Here is a 1,799-nt window from a genome sequence, read left to right on the forward strand (position 1 = left end):
CACAAAGATTTACCGTCCAGACTGGGATGATCCAATGGACGGCGCAGGCCCAAGCGGGCTAACCCTGGCTGCATCCAATGTCGATATCTATCGAATGCCGTTCCGCTGGTATGGCGCAGGCCCAATCAAGTATGAAGTTGCTGGCGGCGGTACCAATTCTGACACAGTAACAGTCCACGTCTTTGAGGCGCCAGATGGTGAGCCTATATTCTCAGATCCAAACCTACCCATCCGGTTAGAGATTAGCAACAACGGCACGGGCCGTGATATTAACGCAGAGGTGTACGGTAGACAGTTTAGTGTATTGGGTAAATACGAGCCCAATCGGAGACCGACAGGCGCTTACAGATTATCTCAATCAGTCGGAACCACGTTCGTTCCCTTAGTTAGCTTTAGACAGAAAGTAGACTACGCCTCAGTTTCCGTTAAGTCGGGCAGCTTTAAAACTCTGACGGCAAATGCCGATATTATTTTGCAAGTCAGGATCGGCGGGGAGCTTACCGGGGCGACTTACACTGCACTAGCATCTCAGAACGTACCAGCCACAGAGACCGCCCTAGAGTTTGACATTGACGCGACAGCTATTACCGGGGGCCAAGCAATCTATGTTGACTTGGGCGACGGCGGGCAGGGCGTTAATACATCGGGCGACGGGGTTAACTTGTCTGAGGTTGATCTACCGGTATTCCAAAACATCACACTATGCGCCAGAGCAATTAGCGGCACGGCCACAGTAACGTCTGTATTCTCAGCCCGAGAGGAGTGGTAGTGGCGCAACACCCAAGCGTTGAACGCGCAAACAAGTATTGCCGTGACGTTGTTGGTGGGTCGATACCTGCCTGCAAATGGATTCGTCTAGCCTGCCAGCGCCACCTTGACGACCTAGCCAAGTCTAAGCGCTCTGAGGTTTACCCGTATTACTTCGATCACCAGGCTGCCGAGCGGGCCTGTAAGTTTATCCAGGCATTCCCGCACACTAAAGGCAAGTGGGCGGCTAAGGGCGACAGCCTAATCCTTGAGCCGTGGCAGCTATTCTTTATCTGCTCGCTGTTTGGCTGGAAACGCACCAAGGATAAGATGCGGCGTTTTCGTCGGGCTGAACTATGGGTGCCACGAAAGAACGGCAAGTCAATACTGGCGGCGGGTATCGGCCTGTACATGCTGGCTGCTGATGGCGAGTATGGGGCAGAGGTTTACTCAGGCGCGACCACAGAGAAGCAGGCTTGGGAGGTATTTAGGCCCGCTAAGATCATGGCTAACCGTGTCGGGGACTTCAAATCCTACTTTGGCGTAGAGGTTAACGCCTCAAACATATCAATTCTGGAGAACGGCAGCCGGTTTGAGCCGGTTATTGGTAAGCCAGGGGACGGTTCAAGCCCGCATTGTGCAATCATTGATGAGTACCACGAGCACCAAACAGACGAATTACTGGACACAATGGAGACCGGCATGGGTGCGCGGGAGCAGCCTTTGCTGCTTATGATCACCACTGCCGGGGATAATCTGGCCGGTCCATGCTACCAAATGCAGCTTGACGCCCAGAAAATGCTTGAGGGGATCTATGAAGACGACCAAACCCTAGCCTTAATCTACACGGTTGACGCTGACGACGACTGGACAAGCATTGATACCATCCGAAAGGCCAACCCGAACTATGGCGTGTCGGTCAATGATGATTTCTTGGAGGCTAAGCTAGCCGAGGCAAAGAACAACAGCCGCAAGCAGTCCACATTCCAGACCAAGCACCTCAACATTTGGGTAGGCTCCCGAGAGGCATACTTCAACGTGCAGCGGTGGCG

At 53.3% G+C, this 1,799-nt stretch carries 2 protein-coding genes; both read left to right on the forward strand.

Features of this window, described 5'->3' with window-relative positions:
• Nucleotides 1–769: hypothetical protein (locus tag V6D20_06785; protein HEY9815490.1), on the forward strand; the 769-nt coding region annotated here is incomplete at its 5' end.
• Nucleotides 769–1,799 (forward strand): terminase large subunit (locus V6D20_06790; GenBank protein ID HEY9815491.1); only part of this gene is annotated, 1,031 nt, incomplete at its 3' end. The genes V6D20_06785 and V6D20_06790, both read left to right, overlap by 1 nt.

Source organism: Candidatus Obscuribacterales bacterium (genome assembly GCA_036703605.1).
Classification (GTDB): Bacteria; Cyanobacteriota; Cyanobacteriia; order RECH01; family RECH01; genus RECH01.